Origin of the sequence: Pseudomonas sp. RIT-PI-q, from assembly GCF_001297125.1 — a bacterium.
In the GTDB taxonomy this organism is placed as follows: Bacteria; Pseudomonadota; Gammaproteobacteria; order Pseudomonadales; family Pseudomonadaceae; genus Aquipseudomonas.
Genome location: NZ_LHPC01000051.1, coordinates 1 through 17,748, shown reverse-complemented (window position 1 = coordinate 17,748; position 17,748 = coordinate 1). Strand labels below are relative to the sequence as shown.

Annotated in this window: 15 protein-coding genes; 9 read left to right on the top strand and 6 right to left on the bottom strand. The window is 61.7% G+C overall.

The window, feature by feature from the left end:
* Positions 1 to 67 precede the first annotated feature (67 nt).
* From eat to rfbA, 3 genes are all read right to left on the bottom strand, one after another.
* The gene (gene eat / locus AEQ67_RS26760) at positions 68 to 1,432 is read right to left on the bottom strand and encodes an ethanolamine permease (RefSeq protein ID WP_059406778.1); all 1,365 of its coding nucleotides are present in this window, start codon (positions 1,430 to 1,432) and stop codon (positions 68 to 70) included.
* Between the two features lie 214 nt (positions 1,433 to 1,646).
* Positions 1,647 to 2,516, bottom strand: coding sequence for a dTDP-4-dehydrorhamnose reductase (gene rfbD, locus AEQ67_RS26755; protein ID WP_059406777.1), 870 nt, complete (start codon positions 2,514 to 2,516; stop codon positions 1,647 to 1,649).
* A 43-nt stretch (positions 2,517 to 2,559) separates the two neighbouring features.
* A complete protein-coding gene (gene rfbA, locus AEQ67_RS26750; protein WP_059406776.1) occupies positions 2,560 to 3,435 on the bottom strand; it encodes a glucose-1-phosphate thymidylyltransferase RfbA in 876 nt (291 codons plus the stop codon).
* A 293-nt stretch (positions 3,436 to 3,728) separates the two neighbouring features.
* Here rfbA and kdpF point away from each other — a divergent pair, with 293 nt between their 5' ends.
* The 6 genes from kdpF to AEQ67_RS26720 all read left to right on the top strand — a co-directional run bounded on the left by kdpF (position 3,729) and on the right by AEQ67_RS26720 (position 11,845).
* Entirely contained in the window at positions 3,729 to 3,818 is a 90-nt protein-coding gene (gene kdpF / locus AEQ67_RS26745; RefSeq protein ID WP_007899818.1) for a K(+)-transporting ATPase subunit F, read from the top strand.
* 8 nt (positions 3,819 to 3,826) lie between these two features.
* Positions 3,827 to 5,521 (top strand): potassium-transporting ATPase subunit KdpA, encoded by a 1,695-nt coding sequence (kdpA, locus tag AEQ67_RS26740; RefSeq protein ID WP_059406775.1) that lies wholly within the window; start codon positions 3,827 to 3,829, stop codon positions 5,519 to 5,521.
* Positions 5,522 to 5,531: 10 nt separating this feature from the next.
* Complete coding sequence (gene kdpB, locus AEQ67_RS26735) at positions 5,532 to 7,589, top strand: potassium-transporting ATPase subunit KdpB (protein WP_059406774.1); 2,058 nt, start codon at positions 5,532 to 5,534, stop codon at positions 7,587 to 7,589.
* Between the two features lie 140 nt (positions 7,590 to 7,729).
* The gene (gene kdpC / locus AEQ67_RS26730; protein ID WP_059406773.1) at positions 7,730 to 8,275 is read left to right on the top strand and encodes a potassium-transporting ATPase subunit KdpC; all 546 of its coding nucleotides are present in this window, start codon (positions 7,730 to 7,732) and stop codon (positions 8,273 to 8,275) included.
* Positions 8,276 to 8,433: 158 nt separating this feature from the next.
* Complete coding sequence (locus AEQ67_RS26725) at positions 8,434 to 11,079, top strand: sensor histidine kinase (protein ID WP_059406772.1); 2,646 nt, start codon at positions 8,434 to 8,436, stop codon at positions 11,077 to 11,079.
* A gap of 67 nt (positions 11,080 to 11,146) precedes the next feature.
* The gene (locus AEQ67_RS26720; protein ID WP_059406771.1) at positions 11,147 to 11,845 is read left to right on the top strand and encodes a response regulator; all 699 of its coding nucleotides are present in this window, start codon (positions 11,147 to 11,149) and stop codon (positions 11,843 to 11,845) included.
* Positions 11,846 to 11,987: 142 nt separating this feature from the next.
* Here AEQ67_RS26720 and AEQ67_RS26715 read toward each other — a convergent pair whose 3' ends face one another.
* The gene (locus tag AEQ67_RS26715) at positions 11,988 to 13,028 is read right to left on the bottom strand and encodes a patatin-like phospholipase family protein (RefSeq protein ID WP_059406770.1); all 1,041 of its coding nucleotides are present in this window, start codon (positions 13,026 to 13,028) and stop codon (positions 11,988 to 11,990) included.
* A gap of 222 nt (positions 13,029 to 13,250) precedes the next feature.
* Between AEQ67_RS26715 and AEQ67_RS26710 the strand changes: the two genes are divergently transcribed.
* From AEQ67_RS26710 to AEQ67_RS26700, 3 genes are all read left to right on the top strand, one after another.
* Positions 13,251 to 13,529: a hypothetical protein gene (locus tag AEQ67_RS26710; protein ID WP_010461623.1), complete on the top strand. Its 279-nt coding sequence runs from the start codon at positions 13,251 to 13,253 to the stop codon at positions 13,527 to 13,529.
* Between the two features lie 45 nt (positions 13,530 to 13,574).
* Positions 13,575 to 14,342, top strand: a complete 768-nt coding sequence (locus AEQ67_RS26705) for a CHAD domain-containing protein (protein WP_059406769.1) — start codon at positions 13,575 to 13,577, stop codon at positions 14,340 to 14,342.
* Between the two features lie 245 nt (positions 14,343 to 14,587).
* A complete protein-coding gene (locus AEQ67_RS26700) occupies positions 14,588 to 15,385 on the top strand; it encodes an acyl-CoA thioesterase (RefSeq protein ID WP_059406768.1) in 798 nt (265 codons plus the stop codon).
* Here the strand turns inward: AEQ67_RS26700 and AEQ67_RS26695 are convergent, their stop codons facing one another.
* Together AEQ67_RS26695 and AEQ67_RS26690 are read right to left on the bottom strand one after the other, a co-directional pair.
* Positions 15,386 to 15,751, bottom strand: coding sequence for an Mpo1-like protein (locus AEQ67_RS26695; RefSeq protein WP_059406767.1), 366 nt, complete (start codon positions 15,749 to 15,751; stop codon positions 15,386 to 15,388).
* 218 nt (positions 15,752 to 15,969) lie between these two features.
* Positions 15,970 to 17,451 (bottom strand): methyl-accepting chemotaxis protein, encoded by a 1,482-nt coding sequence (locus AEQ67_RS26690; RefSeq protein WP_059406766.1) that lies wholly within the window; start codon positions 17,449 to 17,451, stop codon positions 15,970 to 15,972.
* Between the last annotated feature and the right edge of the window lie 297 nt (positions 17,452 to 17,748).

Sequence of the window (17,748 nt, the reverse complement as noted above, 5' to 3'; positions counted from 1 at the left end):
ATCGTTAAAGATCAAAAGATCGCAGCCTTCGCCAGCTCCTACAGGGGATGTGCTCTCGCGGTTATTGTCAGAGCCCGGTCAACATCGCATCCGCCGGCGCATCGGCACGCAATTGCGCGGTCAGCATGAAGTACACGAAACCGACGGCCATGAAACCGAGGAAGATCACCCCGATCAACGTGTTGAACCAGGCCATGGCTACCAGGCAGACCACCGCCAGCACCAGCGCAATCAGCGGCACCAACGGATAGCACGGCGCGCGGAAGGTGCGTTCCAGGTTCGGTTCGGTTTTACGCAGTTTGAACAGGCTGAGCATGCTCATGATGTACATCACGATCGCGCCGAACACCGCCATGGTGATCATCGCCGCGGTCAGCGTCATCCCGCCCAGATTGATCAAGCCGTCGCTGTAGATGGCGGCGATGCCGATCACTCCGCCGGCGATGATTGCCCGGTGCGGCGTCTGGAAGCGCGACAGTTTGGCCAGGGATGCCGGCAGGTAACCGGCCCGCGCGAGGGCGAAGAACTGCCGCGAGTAGCCGAGGATGATCCCGTGGAAACTCGCAACCAGGCCGAACAGACCGATCCACACCAACATGTGCAACCAGCCGGAGCTTTCGCCGACCACGGTTTTCATGGCTTGCGGCAGCGGATCGTTGATGTTCGACAGGGTGCGCCAATCGCCGACGCCACCGGCAAAGAACATCACGCCCATCGCCAGCACCACCAGGGTCAGGATGCCGCTGATGTAGGCCTTGGGAATCGTGCGTTTCGGGTCCTTGGCTTCTTCGGCCGCCATGGCTGCACCTTCGATGGCCAGGAAGAACCAGATGGCAAACGGGATCGCCGCGAACATCCCGGCAATCGCCGGCGCGCCGAACACGTCGGAACCGGCCCAGCCATTGAGGGCAAAGTTGCTGAAGCTGAACGCCGGGGCGACCACCCCCATGAATACCAACAACTCGGCAACCGCCAGCACACAGACCACCAGTTCGAAGGTCGCCGCCAGTTTCACCCCGAGGATGTTCAGGCCCATGAACACGATGTACGCGCCGACCGCTGCGTGTTTGGGGTCGAGCGCTGGAAACTGCACGTTCAGGTAGGCACCGATGGCCAGTGCAATCGCTGGTGGGGCGAAGACGAATTCGATCAGGGTCGCCAGACCTGCGATCAAGCCGCCTTTCTCGCCAAAGGCGCGGCGGCTGTAGGCAAAGGGACCGCCGGCATGGGGAATCGCGGTGGTCAGCTCGGTGAAACTGAAGATGAAGCAGGTGTACATCGTGGCGACCATAAACGACGTCACCAGAAAACCGAGCGTGCCGGCCACGCCCCAGCCGTAACTCCAGCCGAAGTATTCACCGGAAATCACCAGCCCGACCGCAATGCCCCACAGGTGCAGCGTACCCAGCGTGGGTTTGAGTTGTGTGTTCATGCGTTTGCTCCCTGAACGGTTTGGAAAGCTCGGGGGAGGGCGTGTGCAGCGGGCGTGCCATTTTGGGAATGCGCGTCGTAAAGCGCTGAAAGCTGTCGTATCGGGGATGATCGCTGCTGGATGTGCGCTTTTTGTGCGCCAGTTGGGGGCGTGGGTGACTGTTCTGCCGTCTTCGCGGGCAAGCCGCGCTCCTACAAGGAATCGCCGTTTATGGTCAGGTTTGTTCGGCGAGACACTCGCGAAGCGCGGTTTGCCAGTCCGGTTGGCTGACACCCCAATCACGTTGCAGGCGACTGCAATCCAGGCATGAATTGAGTGGTCGGGCGGCGGGGGTTGGATAGTCGCTGGAAGGGATAGGCAGCAGATTCGCGCAAGGCTTTCCCTGTAGCCGTAACGCTTCGCCGATGGCCTGGGCGAAGCCAAACCAGGAGGTTTTGCCTTGAGTGGTCAGGTGATAAGTCCCCCAGGTGAGGGTATCACTCGAATGCCAGCGTTCGATCAGGGCCAGGGTACTGTTGGCGATGGTGCCTGCCCAGGTAGGCGCCCCGATCTGATCGGCGACAACACGTAACTCTGGTTTCTCTTGCAGCAAGCGTTGCATCGTCAGCAGAAAATTGCGGCCATGGGTCGAATAGACCCAGCTGGTACGCAGGATAAGATGTTTGCCTTGCACATCAGTGATGGCCCGTTCACCCGCCAGTTTGCTCTTGCCGTAAACCCCGAGCGGGTTTGGCGTGTCGTCTTCGTCGTAGGGGCCGACCTTCATACCGTCGAATACATAATCGGTGGAGTAATGAATCAGCGGGATGCCGAGTGCCAGCGCTTCCTCGGCAAAGATACCTGGGGCCACAGCGTTAATGGCAAACGCTGTTCGCGGCTCGCTTTCAGCCAGATCGACCGCGGTATAGGCCGCGGCGTTGATGATCAAATCGGGACGGATGTCTTGTACGTGTTGGCGAATCTGATCCGGCTGCATCAGATCAAGCTGATCACGGCCCAGTACGATTAATTCGCCGACAACGCCCAGCCGACGCTGCAACTCACGTGAGACCTGACCCTGCTGGCCGCTGATGAGAATTCTCATGGGAACAGGTCAGCCACTTTGGCTTTACCGGTTTCAATCCCGTTCATTGTTCTTCCCCGGCCAACTTGGCGAGGTACTGGCCGTAACCGGTCTTGCCGAAGTAGCGGGCACGCTCCAACAGTTGTTCGCGGTTGATCCAGTCATTTTCATATGCGATCTCTTCAAGGCAGGCGACTTTCAAGCCTTGGCGGTGTTCGATGGTCTGCACGTACTGGGAGGCTTCGAGCAAGCTGTCGTGGGTGCCGGTATCGAGCCAGGCGAAACCGCGGCCGAAGCGCTCGACCTGCAGATCGCCGCGTTTGAGGTACGCGTTGTTGACGTCGGTGATTTCCAGTTCGCCACGGGCCGAAGGCTTTACCGCCTTGGCGATCTCGACCACATCGTTGTCGTAGAAATACAGGCCGGTGACGACGTAACTGGATTTCGGTTTTTCAGGCTTTTCTTCGATCGACAGGGTGCGGCCATCGCTGTCGAATTCAATCACGCCGAAGCGCTCGGGTTCTTTGACCCAGTAGCCGAACACCGTAGCGCCAGACGAGCGTTTTGCCGCTTTCTGCAACTGTTCGTCAAAGTGCTGACCATGGAAGATGTTATCGCCGAGAATCAGGCACACAGGATCATTGCCAATGAACGTCTCGCCAATCAGAAAAGCCTGGGCCAGGCCATCCGGGGACGCCTGCTCGGCATAGCTGAAATTCACCCCGAACTGGCTGCCATCACTTAGCAGATTGCGGTACTGAGGCAAATCCTGCGGAGTAGAGATCAGCAGAATGTCCTTGATGCCGGCCTGCATCAGGACCGATATCGGATAGTAAATCATCGGTTTGTCGTAGACCGGCAACAGCTGTTTGGACACCCCGAGCGTGATCGGATGCAGGCGTGTGCCCGAGCCTCCCGCCAAAACGATGCCTTTGATCATGCGAGCAGCTCCTGGGAGTGGATGGCGCCGGGGTCGCGGCCATCCTGGCCACGACGGCACCATTGCAGGTTGCTTGAGTACCGCTGAACGGGGTTACGCATGTTGGCCAGCCTTTTTCCTGTAAGTAGCGCTACTGCTTTGTAGCTTGTCGGAGACACCGCTGTAACGCCAGCATAAACCCACTCTTTACGCTTTCTTTATGCACAGCCAACACCCTCGGTCTCGTTCCTTTACAGCCTCCCTGACGACAATGACTCCACACGCGGCAATACGCCGTAATACGGAGAACTTCCATGAGCGTTCTGGACGGGGTGTCACTGCTGCTGGCAGTGGGGCTGTTCATTTATCTGTTGGTTGCGCTGTTGCGCGCGGACCGGAACTAGGAGCGGCTATGCACAGTTATGACTATTGGCTGATCCTGGCCTTCTTCGCCGTGGTGCTGATACCGGCACCGTTTCTGGGGCGTTTCTACTACAAGGTCATGGAGGGGCAACGCACCTGGCTGACACCGATCCTCGGACCGGTGGAGCGCGGGTGTTATCGAGTGGCCGGCGTTGATCCGCAGGTCGAACAGAGCTGGCAGAAATACACCCTGGCCTTGCTCGCCTTCAACCTCGCAGGCTTCCTGCTGTTGTTCGCGATCCTGTTGTTCCAGGACCACTTGCCTTTGAACCCGCAAAACCTGCCGGGTCAGGAGTGGACGCTGGCGTTCAACACCGCCATCAGTTTCATGACCAACACCAACTGGCAGGCCTATAGCGGTGAAGCATCGCTGAGCTACCTCAGTCAGATGGTCGGCCTCACCGTGCAGAACTTCGTCAGCGCCGCCACCGGCCTCGCCGTGCTGGTTGCTTTGTGCCGCGGTATCGGTCGCAAATCGACCAAGACCCTTGGCAACTTCTGGGTCGACATGACCCGCGCGACCCTCTACGGCTTGCTGCCACTGTGCCTGTTGCTGGCGCTGTACCTGGTCTGGCAGGGCGTGCCGCAAACCTTCGCGCAGTACGTGAATGCCGTGACCATGCAAGGCGTCGATCAGGTGATCCCGCTCGGCCCGGCCGCCAGCCAGATAGCGATCAAGCAACTGGGCACCAACGGTGGTGGCTTCTTCGGCGTCAACTCGGCGCACCCGTTCGAGACCCCGACCGCCTGGAGCAACCTGTTCGAGATGGCTTCGATCATCCTGATCCCGGTCGCGCTGGTATTCACCTTCGGCCACTACGTGAAAGACCTGCGTCAGAGCCGCGCGATTGTCGCCTGCATGTTCGCGCTGTTCCTGATCGGCGGCGCCACCTCGCTGTGGGCTGAATACCAACCGAACCCGACCCTGAACAACGTCGCCGTCGAACAGACCGCGCCGCTGGAAGGCAAGGAAGCGCGTTTCGGCACCACCGCCACTGTGCTGTGGTCGGTGACTACCACGGCGGCGTCCAACGGTTCGGTCAACGCCATGCACGACAGCCTCAACCCGCTGACCGGCATGGTCGCGCTGGTCAACATGATGGTCGGCGAAGTGATCTTCGGCGGCGTCGGTGCCGGGCTCTACGGCATGTTGCTCAACGTGTTGATCGCGGTGTTCCTCGCCGGCCTGATGAGCGGCCGCACCCCGGAAGACCTCGGCAAGAAATTGCAGGCCAAGGAAGTGCAGTTGTTGGGGGTGACCTTGCTGGTGATGCCGGTCGGCGTACTGGTGCTCGGCGCAATTGCCGCGAGCCTGCCCGGCCCGGTAGCGGCGGTGAGCAACCCCGGCGCCCCCGGTTTCAGCCAGTTGCCCTCTGCCTACACCTCGGCCAGTGCCAACAACGGCTCGGCGTTCGGCGGCTTCGGTGCCAACACCGCGTTCCATAACCTGATGCTGGGCTTGGGCATGTTGATCGGGCGCTTTGGTTACATCCTCCCGGTACTGGCATTGGCCGGCAGCCTGGCGATGAAGAAGACCGCACCGATTGGCCAGAACAGCTTCCCGACCCACGGTCCGCTGTTCGTGACCTTGCTGACCGTGACCATTTTGCTGGTGGGTGGTTTGACCTTCCTGCCGACCCTGGCTTTGGGCCCAATCGCTGAACACCTGAGCATGGGCTTCTAAGGAGTCAATGATGAATATGCCCGTTACTAAAACCGCCGCCGTCAAGGCGCCGGAGCAACCGAAAACCGCGATCTCGGCCCTGTGGCGGCCGGCGCTGGTGCAAGCCTTCGTCAAGCTCGACCCACGGCAATTGCAGCGTGCGCCGGTGATGCTGGTGGTCGAACTGACCGCGATCCTGACCACCGTGCTGTGCTTCATTCCCGACACCGCAGTGCCGACCTTCGTCGCGGCGCAAATCGCCCTGTGGCTGTGGTTCACCGTGTTGTTCGCCAACTTCGCCGAAGCGCTGGCTGAAGGTCGCGGCAAGGCCCGCGCCGACAGCCTCAAGGCCGGCAGCGAAGGCTTGAGCGCCCGACGCAAAACCAGCAACGGCGTCTTTCAAGTGGTGCCCGCCACCAGCCTGCGCAAGGGTGACGTGGTGCGCGTTGAAGCCGGGGAAATGATCCCCGGTGACGGCGAAGTGATCGAAGGCATCGCGGCGGTCAACGAAGCGGCGATTACCGGTGAATCCGCGCCGGTGATTCGTGAGTCCGGCGGCGATCGTTCGGCCGTCACCGGCAACACCCGCCTGGTGTCCGACTGGTTGCTGGTGCGCATTACCGCCAACCCTGGCGAATCGACACTGGACCGTATGATCGCCCTGGTTGAAGGCGCCAAACGCCAGAAAACCCCGAACGAAGTGGCGCTCGACATCTTGCTGATCGGTCTGACGCTGATCTTCCTGCTGGTGGTCGTCACCCTGCAACCGTTCGCCCACTTCGCCAACGGCAGCCTGCCGCTGGTGTTCCTGGTGGCGTTATTGGTCACGTTGATTCCGCCCACCATCTGCGGCTTGTTGTCGGCCATCGGTATCGCCGGGATGGCCCGTCTGGTGCGCCTGAATGTGATCGCCAAATCCGGCCGCGCCGTGGAAGCCGCAGGCGACGTACACGTCCTGCTGCTGGACAAGACCGGCACCATCACCTTCGGTAACCGTCGTTGCACCGCAGTTCATGCGGCACCTGGCGTCACTGCCAAGGAACTGGCCGAGGGCGCATTGTTCGCCTCGCTGGCGGATGACACGGCTGAAGGCAAGTCCCTTGTTGAATACCTGCGCGGGATTCACCCACAACCTGAGCCAGCCACCGAGCTGCTGACTGCCGTGCCGTTCAGCGCCGAGACTCGTTTGTCCGGTGTCGACTATCAGGGCCGTGTGTATCGCAAGGGCGCGGTGGATTCGTTGCTGGGTTTCGTCGGCCTGAAACGCGCTGATCTGGCCGCTTCTCTGTCCCGTGAAATCGACAAGATTGCCCAGAGCGGCGGCACACCGTTGCTGGTCTGCGTCGACGGTAAATTGCTCGGCGCGATCCACCTCAAGGACGTGGTCAAGCCTGGCATCCGCGAGCGTTTCGCCGAGCTGCGCAAACTGGGGATTCGCACGGTCATGGTCACCGGCGACAACCCGCTGACCGCTGCGGCGATTGCTGCCGAGGCGGGCGTTGATGACGTGCTGGCCGAAGCCACGCCGGAGAAAAAACTGGCGCGCATTCGTCACGAGCAGAACGACGGTCGCCTGGTCGCCATGTGCGGCGACGGCGCCAACGACGCCCCGGCTCTGGCCCAGGCCGACGTCGGCATGGCGATGAACGACGGCACGCAAGCGGCGCGCGAGGCGGCGAACATGGTCGACCTCGACAGCGACCCGACCAAGCTGCTGGACGTGGTGCAGATCGGCAAGGAATTGCTGGTGACTCGCGGTGCGCTGACGACGTTTTCCATCGCCAACGACGTGGCCAAATACTTCGCGATTCTGCCGGCGCTATTCGCCTCGATCTACCCGCAACTGGGCGTGCTCAACGTTATGCACCTGAACAGTCCGCAGAGCGCGATTCTCTCGGCGATCGTGTTCAACGCGTTGATCATTGTGGTGCTGATTCCGTTGGCATTGCGTGGCGTTCGGGTGCAAGCGGCGAGCGCGGCGGCGGTGCTGCGACGCAATCTGCTGATCGATGGGCTGGGCGGGATTGTGGTGCCGTTCGTGGGGATCAAGGCGATCGACATGCTGCTGACGGCGTTGCACCTGGTGTAAGCCAATCCCCCTGTAGGAGCGAGCTTGCTCGCGATGGTGGTTAACGATAACGCGCCCTCTCTGACACAACGCGGCGCTTTCAAGTCCATCGCGAGCAAGCTCGCTCCTACAGGTCTTTATCCGAATTCGAGGAGTTTGAAATGTCCACAATGATACGTCCGGCCCTGAGCCTGTTAGTGCTGATGACCCTCATCACCGGCGTCGCCTACCCCTTGGTGGTCACCGGTGTGGCCCAAGTCGCCTTCCCGGACCAGGCCAATGGCAGCCTCGTACACGACGCTGACGGCAAGGTCCGTGGCTCGTCGCTGATTGCCCAGGATTTCGTCGGTGACGCCTGGTTCCACCCACGGCCATCGGCCGGCGCTTTCGCCACCGTGTCGAGCAGCGCCAGCAACCTCTCGCCCAGCAACCCGGCCTTGGCCACTCGGGTGATCGACGATGCCAACAAACTGTTGGTGCCAGGTCAGGGGGCCGTGCCGTTGGCAATGCTGACCACCTCCGGCAGCGGCCTCGATCCACACTTGCCACCGGCCGCGATTGCCTATCAACTGGCGCGAGTTGCGGCGGCGCGCAATCTGCCGGTGTCTACGCTTCAGCAGTTGCTGGACGCGCACATCGAGCAACCGCTGGTGGGGCCACCGGTGGTGAACGTGCTGGCGCTGAACATCGCGCTGGAAAACCTGTAGATCGGTGGCGCCGCCAATCGCGGGCAAGCCCGCTCCCACAGCGTTCCAGGGTGGTCAACCATTGTGTGTCCGACACCGCCTACTGTGGGAGCGGGCTTGCCCGCGATGACGGCAGAACAGACACCTCATCACGACCTGAATAAAAGAGAGCTTCAAGCATGAGTGACTCCGGCCGCGCCGACGCGCTGTTAGCAGACCTGCCCCGCGATGGCCGTGGCCGGCTCAAGGTTTTCCTCGGCGCGGCGCCCGGTGTCGGCAAGACCTACGCCATGCTGCAAGCGGCCCACACCCAACTGCGCCAGGGCGTGAAAATCATTGCCGGTGTGGTCGAGACCCACGGCCGCGCCGAAACCGAAGCGCTGCTCGGCGGCTTGCCGCAGCAACCGTTGGTGCGCTCGGAATACCGTGGCGTGATGCTCGAAGAAATGGACCTCGACGGCCTGCTCGCGGCCAAGCCGAAACTGGTGCTGGTAGACGAACTGGCCCACACTAACGCCCCCGGCAGCCGTCACGCCAAACGCTGGCAAGACATTCAGGAACTGCTCTCCGCCGGCATCGACGTTTTCACCACGGTCAACGTCCAGCACCTGGAAAGCCTCAACGACCAAGTGCGCGGCATCACCGGCGTGCAGGTCCGTGAAACCCTGCCGGACTGGGTGCTGCAAGAGGCCTATGAACTGCTGCTGGTCGACCTGCCACCGCGTGAACTGCTTGAGCGTCTGCGTGACGGCAAGGTCTACGTGCCGGAGCAGGCGCGGGCGGCCATCGACGCGTTCTTCACCCAGACCAACCTCACCGCGCTGCGCGAACTGGCGATGCAAACCGCCGCAGCCCAGGTCGATAACGATTTGGCCCAGGGTTATCGCCAGCTCGGCCAGGATGCGCCGGCCGTGCGCGGTCGCTTGCTGGTCGGTGTCGACGGCGATGCGCAGGCCGAGCGGCTGGTGCGGCATGCCAGCCGCGTCGCCCAGCGTCGGCATCTGCCGTGGAGCCTGGTGCATGTCGACAACGGCAGCGTGCGCGACGAGCAATCGCGCCTGCGCCTGCAAAGTGCCCAGCAACTGGCCGAGCGTCTGGGCGGCGAAGTGGTGTTGCTGCGGGCCGGCGAAGTGGCGAAAACCCTGATCCAGCACGCCGCCGAACGCCGTGCCAGCCTGGTGTTGGTCGGTCAGTCACGGCAGCGTTTGCGTCGGCGATTGTTTGGTGGCGGACTGGCGTCACGCTTGCTGCGTAATGCGCGCGGGCTGGAAATCAACGTCATCGACAGCGACCACGAACAGCAACCGCCACGGCAACGCGCGGCGCATTCGTTGGTCTGGTTCGACTACGCACTGGCGCTGGTCGCGACGGTGCTCGCCAGTGCGCTGGCCTGGGCGGTGGCGAGTGTCTTGCCGTTGCCGAACATCTCGCTGGTGTTCCTCGCCGCCGTGTTGCTGGTGGCGGTGCGCAGCAGCCTCGGCCCGGCGCTGGCCTGTGCGGCGCTGTCGTTTTTGACCTATGACTTTCTGTTCATTCCGCCGAATTTCTCCTTCAGCATCCAGCGTGAAGAAGACGTGCTGACCTTGCTGTTCTTCCTGCTGATGGCAGCCCTCACCGGCAACCTCGCGGCGCGGCAACGGCGGCAATTGCAGGCGTTGCGCGACACCCAGGAAGAAACCCCCGAACTGCTCGACCTGTCGCGCAAACTCACCGCCGCCACTGACCGTCAGGCCGTGGTCAGCGCCGCCGCCCAGCACCTCAACGGCTGGAGCGATCTGCAACTGTGCCTGCTCAATCGCGATAATCAGGGCGGCTGGAAAGTCGAAACCGGTGGCCCGCTGGAGTTCTCCGAAGCCGAACGCGCCGCCGCCGATTGGGCTTGGCAACACGATCAACCGGCGGGCGCGGGCACCGGCACGTTGCCGTTCGGGCGCTGGTGGTGGTGGCCGTTGTCGGTGGAAGACGGGCCGCTGGCGTTGCGCGGCGGGTGGGCCAAAGAGGGTCAGACCTTGAGCGGCCAGCGCCGCCGTTTGCTGACCGCGTTGAGCCAGCCGCTGGCCCAGGCGCTGGCCCGCGCGCAATTGGCCGAAGACCTTGAAGCAGCGCGGCTGCACGGCGAAACCGAGCAACTGCGCAGCGCCTTGCTGGCTTCGGTGTCCCACGATTTGCGCGCGCCGCTGACGTCCATGCGCGCCAGCATCGACAGCCTGTTGGCCCGCGGCGAAGCCATTCCGCGGGAGGATCGTCGTGAGCTGCTCGAGGGCACGCGCGATGAAGCCGAGCGCCTCGATCGCTACATTCAGACCCTGCTGGACATGACCCGCCTCGGTCACGGTGCCCTGAAGCTGGCGCGGGACTGGGTGTCGCCGGCCGACATTGTCGGCAGTTCGCTCAATCGCCTGCGCGCCGTGCTGGCGCCGTTGCAGGTGAGCACCGAAGTGCCGCCCGAGTTGCCGCTGCTTTACGTCCATGCCGCTCTGATTGAGCAGGCGCTGGTCAACGTGCTGGAGAACGCGGCGCGATTTTCACCGACTCACGGTCGTCTGCAATTGCGTGCCGGGGCTGATGACACTGAGCTGTTTTTCTCGGTGAGCGATGAAGGGCCGGGGATTCCGGAGGAGGAGCGGGCGAAGATTTTTGATATGTTCTACACCGCCGCGCGCGGTGATCGTGGCGGGCAGGGCACGGGGTTGGGGTTGGCGATTTGTCAGGGCATGGTCGGCGCCCATGGCGGGCGGATCAGCGTTGCCGATGGCATCGAAGGGCGCGGCACCTGCATCACGTTGCACTTGCCGTTGCAGGAACAACCGGCCTTTGAAAATTAAAAGCCGAAAGTGAAGCCTGAACGCACTTGCGCTACTCTCTTGCCACTCATTTTGTTGATGTGAATTCATGAGCCAGACCGCGACCATTTTGGTCATCGACGACGAACCGCAGATCCGCAAGTTCCTGCGCATCAGCCTCGTTTCCCAGGGCTACAAAGTGCTGGAGGCCGGCACCGGCACCGAAGGCCTGGCGCAGGCCGCGCTGAACAAACCGGACCTGCTGGTGCTCGATCTTGGCCTGCCGGACATGGACGGCCAACAAGTGCTGCGCGAGTTTCGCGAATGGTCGACGGTGCCGGTGCTGGTGCTTTCGGTGCGTGCCAGTGAAGGACAGAAAGTCGAAGCACTGGACGGCGGCGCCAACGACTACGTGACCAAGCCGTTCGGCATTCAGGAATTTCTCGCCCGGGTACGAGCGTTGCTGCGTCAGGCCCCGGCCGGTGAAGCCCAGCAAGCGGCGCTGACGTTCGGGCCATTGACGGTGGACCTGGCCTATCGCCGGGTGCTGCTCGATGGCGCTGAAGTCGCGTTGACCCGCAAGGAGTACGCGGTGCTGGCGCAACTGGCGCGGCATCCGGGAAGGGTCATTACCCAGCAGCAACTGCTCAAGGACATCTGGGGGCCGACTCATACCGAAGACAGTCATTATCTGCGGATTGTGGTTGGGCATTTGCGCCAGAAACTGGTGGATGATCCGACCCAGCCGCGGTTTATCGTGACTGAAGCGGGGGTTGGGTATCGGTTGTTGAGTGAGGGTGGTCTTTAGGTTTTGTGGTGAGTGATCGGGCCCCATCGCGGGCAAGCCCGGCTCCCACAGGTTTTGAGGTGATCACAACATTTATGAACGACACTAATCCTGTGGGAGCGAGGCTTGCCCGCGATGGGGCCCTCGAATTCACCCGAGACCTTCAGGAATCCCGTTCATTTTCATAGCGATCCAAGGTATCCCGCGCAATCTCCCGCCCCAGCGCGATCAGCTCCGGCGCCTTGTAGAACTCGAAAAACCGGCACACCCGCTTCGGCACGTTGATCAGGATATCCGGCGGATACCCGGCAATCTTGTACTGCGCCAACGACGTCTGCATCACCTCGAAACTCTGGTTGATCAAGTCCAGTAAAGATGCCGGCCCGACGTTGTCGATGATGAACGAACCCGTGGCGGACTTCGGCGCGCCGTCGCGTTCAGGCGCGGCTGCCGGTTGCTGGGCTTCGGGTTCGGCGGATTCGACCCAGGGGTTGATGTCGGCTGCCTCGGCCATCAACGCTTCCTTTTCCAGCAGTAGCAATTGTTCCGCCTGTTTACGGCGGAACGGCAATTTCGAACCCAGCGAATTGATCAGGCTGTCAAAGCGGCTCTTGAACGCCGCCGGGCGCTGGATCACTGGCAATTGATAGTGACGCTGGTTGGTGGAGTTGAGGTTGACTGCGATGATCAGGTCGCAGTGACTCGACACCACGGGCACGATCGGTAAAGGGTTGAGGATGCCGCCGTCGACCAGCATGCGATTGCCCTGCATCACCGGGGTAAACAGGCTGGGGATCGCCGCCGAGGCGCGCATGGCCTGGTGCAGGCAGCCTTCCTGGAACCAGATTTCCTGCTGGTTGGTCAGGTCGGTGGCCACCGCCGTGTAGGGGATGCGCAGGTCTTCGATATTGATCTCGCCGACGATCTTGCGGATCTGCCCGAAGACCTTCTCCCCGCGAATCGCGCCCAGACGAAAACTGACGTCCACCAGGCGCAGGACGTCGAGGTAGTCCAGGCTCTCGATCCAGTCGCGATAATCATCGAGTTTACCGGCGGCGTAGATCCCGCCGACCACCGCGCCCATGGAACAACCGGCAATGCAGGCAATGTCGTAGCCACGCCGCTCGATCTCTTCAATGACCCCGATATGGGCATAGCCCCGGGCCCCGCCAGAGCCCAGTACCAGTGCGACACGCTTTTTCATGAATCGCCCTCGTCTGACAAGGTTCAACAATGCACCCATCAAGGGGCGCGCTTCAATCGCTAAGGTCGCTCGGTGGGGGGAGGGCGTCGTTTTTTCGACACTCCATGGCGGCAGATGGGTATTCTCGCGAGCGCTATAGTTTCCGAGTCGGGGCCAAGGCACTTTTCACGTGGCGGACCGTCTTACCTGCACGACTGTTGTCCTATTTTTGAGGTGTGAGTGATGAAAGCCTGGATCTGTGTGCCATTGATTGCCCTGGCACTTGCCGGTTGTGCCGGCAAAACCGCTTATCGTGACAGCTGCGGTAGCGGGCTCGATGCCGCGTGGCATGAGCTGGACCTGGCCAAGGCCGAGGGTTTCGCCGGGACCGTCAGCTACTCCAAGGCCCTGTCGCTGTTGACTGCGGCCAAGACCCAGCAGCAATTCGAAGGCTTCGAAGGCTGCACCAAGAAAGCCGAGAAGGCACGCTTCTATATTCGTGAGTCGCGCGCCGGCCGTTGAGGCATGATGTAGGGAATAGGGGAAACTCGATTCAGGGAGCAAGCAATGACTGCCTTGGTTGATCGGTTGGTGGCTCATGTCCTGGGCCTGGAAGTTCGTCTGCTGGCCTGTCAGGCACGCTTGAGTGCCCGCACCGACCCTGAAGCCTTGCATGATTTGCGTACGACGGTTCGCCGTATGCGCAGTCTGTTGCGGCCCTTGCGCGGCTTGCCGGGCGTCGAACAGCTGGAAGTGGCGGCGTCCCGGGTCGGCGACCTGACCACGCCGCTGCGCGATCGTGAAGTGCTGGCGGCGTACTTGCTCCAGCACGGTCAACCCGAGGCGGCGCACCGGCGCATGGTGCAGATGGCTGAGGCGTACCCGGCGGTAGCGGCGAGTCCGGAGCTGGCGCAGTTGCTGATGATCCTCGACGCCTTTCCGCGTTTTCTGCGCGCCTCCCAGCGTCAGGGTTTACTCAAAGGACTGCGTAAACGCATCGAAAAGCGCCTGGGCAAACAATGGAAGAAACTCGATGAGGCCTTGCACGACCCTGCCCATGATCGTCATCGCTTGCGCTTGTTAATCAAGCGAGTGCGTTATGGCATCGAGGCCTACCCTGAACTCGATCGTTTACCCAAGCCGGCGCTGCCCAGACTCAAATCGGCCCAGGGCGCTTTGGGCGATTGGCATGACAGCTGGCAATGGCTGGCCAGGGCCGAAGAGGAAGCGGATTTGCAGCCCTGTGTCGCGGTCTGGAAAACCACCATGGCCAAGGCCGAAGCCCGCGCCGATCGCGTCCTCGACAAACTCAGCGACACTTGCTTCAAATCCTGAGAACACCGCATATCCCTGTGGGAGCGGGCTTGCCCGCGATAGCGGTCTGACAGTCGACATCAATGTTGAATGTACAGGCCTCTTCGCGGGCAAGCCCGCTCCCACATTGGTTTTGTGTTGGATAGAGAATGAGTGTTCGAACCGAACGCGGCCCTTCTGTCAGTCAATTTGGCCGAAATAGGCACTGTGCTGTCATTACAGGCTGGTTAAGATCCCTTCATTCTTTTCCTGCTTTTGAGGTTCCCATGCGCTTTTCCGATCTGCTCGACGCCGTCCGCAGCCAGCCGCTGGAGCTGTCTATCCCGGCCGAATGGGCGCAGGGGCGGGCCAGTTTTGGTGGCCTGGTGGCCGCGTTGCAATACGAAGCCATGCGCGCGAAGGTTCCGGCGGATCGGCCGGTGCGTTCGCTGGCGATCACCTTTGTCGGGCCGGTCGAGCCCGAAGTCCCGGTCAGCTTTGAAGTCGATGTGTTGCGTGAAGGCAAGGCCGTCAGCCAGGTACTGGGCCGGGCGGTGCAGAAGGGCCAAGTGGTGACATTGATCCAGGGCAGCTTCGGTGCTTCGCGTCCGTCCGAAGTGGCGGTCACCGCCGAGCCAGCCCCCGAGATGAAGCACTGGGATGACTGCCAGGAACTGCCTTACATCAAAGGCGTAACCCCGGAATTCATGCGCCACCTGGCGATGCGCTGGAGTGTCGGCGGCCTGCCGTTTACTGGCAACAAATCCCGAGAGATGGGCGGTTGGGTGCGCTTGCGTGGGGATGTGAAGGAGGAGGCCGTCAGCGAATCGCACATTCTGGCGCTGGTGGACGCGTGGCCGCCGGCCCTGTTGCCACACCTGAACAAACCGGCAATGGGCAGCACGCTGACCTGGACCATCGAATTCGTCCAGCCGTTACTGCAACTGAGTACGCTGGACTGGTGTAAATACCTCGTCGACATCGACCATGCTGCCGACGGCTATGGTCATGCGGCCGCGAAGTTGTGGGACGCGGACGGTCGATTGATTGCCATGAGCCGGCAGACGGTGACGATTTTCGCCTGATCAGTGCCGACGGTGGCGCTCACGCCAGGCGCGCCACCAACCACCACTCAGGAAAAACCGTGGGAAGGTCAGGAACTGCTCGACCAGCAGGCGCGACACGGCATCTTTGCGATCACTGAACGGCTCGGAGGCTTGCGCCTCCAGGCTGTGACCGTGGCGCTGCAGGCCCAGCGCCGCGAGCAGGCCGATGACGCCGATGGCGATATTCGCAAAGCTCAGGCCAAACACCCCGGAAACAATCAGCAGAAACGCCACGATGAACAGCGGCACGGCAATCAGGTGCAACACCAGGTTGGTCGGGTGCTGGTGATTGTTCGGGTAGGCACGCCATTGCCAGGCGGGAAGGTTGGGGTGACGTTTGCCCATGATGCTAATCCTCGATCCATGTTGAACACATGATTGAAGAATAGGCGCGGACAATGCGGGGGGCGAATCAAGGTTGGCTATTGGCGCGATAGGGGTCATGGTCAATATTGATGTCGACCGGGCTGACGCCTTCGCGGGCAAGCCCGCTCCCACAGGTAATGCGCAAATTTTGAAACAGCGCTAATCCTGTGGGAGCGGGCTTGCCCGCGAAGGGGCCGTCACAGCTTGAGCTGCCCGATGGCCTTGCTCAATTCCCCAGCCAACGCCGCCAACTCATTGCTGGTGGTCGCCGAATCCACGGTCTGCTGCACGGTATTCTCGGTGACGTCGCGAATGCTCACCACCGCCCGATTCATCTCTTCCGCGACATGGCTCTGCTGCTCGGCCGCCACCGCGATCTGCGTATTGCTTTCGCGCATCTGCGCCACTGCGCTGGTGATTTCCGCCAGCGCTGCGCCGGCCTCTTGCGCCTGCTGCACGCAATCGTCAGCCTTGATCGAGCTCTCTTGCATAAAGTCCACGGCATCCCGAGTCCCGGCCTGCAACGCGGACACCATGATCGTGATCTCATCGGTAGACGTTTGTACACGCTTGGCCAGGTTGCGCACCTCATCGGCGACCACCGCAAACCCACGACCCATTTCACCCGCGCGGGCCGCTTCAATCGCTGCGTTCAGTGCCAGCAGATTGGTCTGCTCGGCGATGCTGTGAATCACGCTGACCACGCCGTTGATCTTCTGACTGTCTTCGGCCAGGCGCTGAATCATCTCGGCGGTCTGCTGCACGCCGGAGGACAACCCGGCAATCGACTTTTGCACCCGACTGACCACTTCCTGCCCGCTGCCGGCCAGGGTGTCGGCGGTTTGCGAAAGATCGCGGGTGGCGCCAGCGTGTTGGGCGATGTGGTAGACGGTGGCGGTCATCTCATTGATCGCTGTGGCCGCCTGATCGGTTTCGCTTTGCTGGCCGAGCATGCCGTGGCGCACCTCGTTCATGCTCGACGCCAGCCGCGCCGCGCCGACATCCAGTTGCCGGGCGGTGCTGGCCACGGTGTTCACCACCCGTTGATAACCGGTCTGCATCGCGTTGAAGGCGGTGGCCATCTGCCCGACTTCATCGGAGCAGGCCAGCGGGACACGGGCCGAGAGGTCGCCGGTTTTCTCGACGTGAAGCATCACGTCTTTCAAAGTATTGAGCGGGCGGAGCAGGAAGCGGATCAACAGTTGCGAAGCACCCAGCACCGCCAGCATGAGGATCGCCACCGCCACGGCATAATTGCCGAATCGCTCGCCGAACACTTGGGCCAGGCTCGGGTTGTACGCAACCACAGCAACCTGCTGGCCGTCGGTGCGAGTGAATACTTCGGCCCCCATCAACAGGTTGTCACCGAACAGCGGCATGGCATTGATCTCGACCCAACCGTTGCTATCGGTCAGTTCAAGCACCGGTTGGCCGTTGAGCAACGGTGCCTGTCCGTGACTGAACGTCAGCAGGTTATCGGCCTTCGGCAGCGGTTGCCCGGCAGGCCAGGCGCCGAGCAAGCGCGCCTGGGCCTGGGCCGACACCTGGGAGGCGTGGCTGCGAGCCTGTTGTTCAAGCTGCACGGCGTACAGCACGAGCATCAGGGTGGTGACGAAGGCGACGGCGTTGACCGCCCAGAATTTGTATTTCAGCGAGATGTTGCTAAGCCAGGCACCCATGGAGGTCTTCTCTGATAGCGGAAACAGTTTTGGCAAGGTGCCATTATTGTGCCGCTACGCAGGGAATCGACTCTTGATATGGGTCAACTATCACCATCATTCCCTGTGGGAGCGGGCTTGCCCGCGATGGCGGTGTATCAGTCGCCAACGATGTTGACTGATACTTCGCCATCGCGGTGTAGAAACGGATACATCCTTTACAAACGAAACCGGGGACATCCTTTACGTTTCTGTTGGCTTGAAAGGCGGCTTTCGCCGCTTTTCAACCTGCCTAAAAGGTAGTTGCAGAGGTAAATA